This is a genomic window from Halomonas sp. 707D4 (assembly GCF_024158685.1).
GTDB lineage: Bacteria > Pseudomonadota > Gammaproteobacteria > Pseudomonadales > Halomonadaceae > Vreelandella.
Map to the genome: position 1 here is coordinate 1 of NZ_JAMZBD010000578.1, position 1,707 is coordinate 1,707.

The 1,707-nt window shown below is 65.0% G+C and carries 2 protein-coding genes; both read left to right on the forward strand.

The features are described 5' to 3' along the window. Positions 1-1,045: phosphoenolpyruvate carboxykinase (ATP) (locus BIS11_RS16765; RefSeq protein WP_253586611.1), on the forward strand; the 1,045-nt coding region annotated here is incomplete at its 5' end. Positions 1,046-1,412: 367 nt separating this feature from the next. Next, positions 1,413-1,707 (forward strand): Tex-like N-terminal domain-containing protein (locus BIS11_RS16770; protein ID WP_301286504.1); only part of this gene is annotated, 295 nt, incomplete at its 3' end.

Genomic DNA, 1,707 nt, shown 5'->3' on the forward strand with positions numbered 1-1,707 from the left:
GAAGAAGGTGCTGATCGCCGGCATGCGCTACGCCGGCGAGATGAAGAAGGCCATGTTCTCGGTACAGAACTTCCTGCTGCCGGCGGCTGACGTGCTGCCGATGCACTGCTCCGCCAACGTCGGCGAAGATGGCGAGACGTGCCTGTTCTTCGGGCTTTCCGGCACCGGCAAGACCACGCTCTCCGCCGACCAGGGCCGCTACCTGATCGGCGATGACGAGCACGCCTGGGGCGACGACATCGTCTTCAACATGGAAGGCGGCTGCTACGCCAAGTGCATCGACCTTTCCGAGAAGAACGAGCCGGTGATCTGGAACGCGATCAAGTTCGGCACCGTGCTCGAGAACGTGGTGCTCGACGACCGCCGCACGCCTGACTATGCCGATGACAGCCTGACCCAGAACTCCCGCGCCGCCTACCCGCTGGAGCACGTCGAGAAGCGCGTGCCGGAGAACCTGGCCGGCGAACCCAGCGCCATCGTGTTTTTGACCTGCGACATGTCCGGCGTCCTGCCGCCGGTATCGGTGCTCTCCAAGGAAGCCGCGGCGTACCACTTCCTCTCCGGCTACACCGCCAAGGTCGGCTCCACCGAGATGGGCTCCTCCGAGGGCCTTGCCGCGACGTTCTCCACCTGCTTCGGCGCGCCGTTCTTCCCGCGCCCGGCGCGCGAGTACGCGGACCTTCTGATCAAGCGCGTCGAGAAGAAGGACGCCCAGGTCTACCTGGTCAACACCGGCTGGACCGGCGGTGCTTATGGCGAAGGCGGCTCGCGCTTCTCCATCCCGACCACCCGCGCGATCATCAGCGCGATCCAGTCCGGCGTGCTGCGCGACATCGAGACCCGGCACATCGACGGCCTGAACCTCGACGTGCCCGTCGCGGTGCCCGGCGTCGACTCGAGCCTTCTGAACCCGCGTGACACCTGGCAAGACCAGGGCGCGTTCGATCGCCACCAGCGCGAGCTCGCCACCAAGTTCGTCGAGAACTTCAAGAAGTTCGAAGGCGTGAACGAAGCAATCATCAAGGCCGGCCCCCAGCTGACCTGATCGGCATGAGCGATACCCGAAAGGGGCGGCGCACACGCGCCGCCCCTTTTTTGTCGTGCACGCAGTACCTTCCTGTAGCGCGGGTAAGCCGAAGGGTGTACCCGCGAAAGGCAGCGCGAAGCGGTGCTATAGATTGACGTGGCACGATCCGGGCGGCTGGCGCCGCCATCGCGGGTGCCTCGCTGTCGCTCGTTACGCCGCGCTACGAGGTAAGTGCAGATACATACGTAGCGCGGGTAAGCCGTATGGCGCACCCGCGAAAGGCAGCGCGCAGCGGTGCTGCGGGGTGGCGTGGCAATTCATGCCAGCGTCATGGCTTTGTGGTACCGTGTCGGCATTTAAAAGCCGGTATGAGTTTGTGGCACCTATGGATGTAAACGCACGGATTGTTTCGCGTCTGGCCGAAGAGCTGGGCGTCAAGGCGCAGCAGGTCAGCGCCACGGTTGCACTGCTGGACGAAGGGGCCACCGTGCCCTTCATCGCCCGCTACCGCAAGGAGGTGACCGGGGCGCTGGATGACAGCCAGCTTCGCAACCTAGACGAGCGGCTTCGCTACCTGCGCGAGCTCGAGGAGCGCCGTAGCGCGGTGATCAGTGCCATCGACGAGCAGGGCAAGCTCGACGGCCCGCTGAAAGCACGCATCGACGCCGCCGACACCAAGC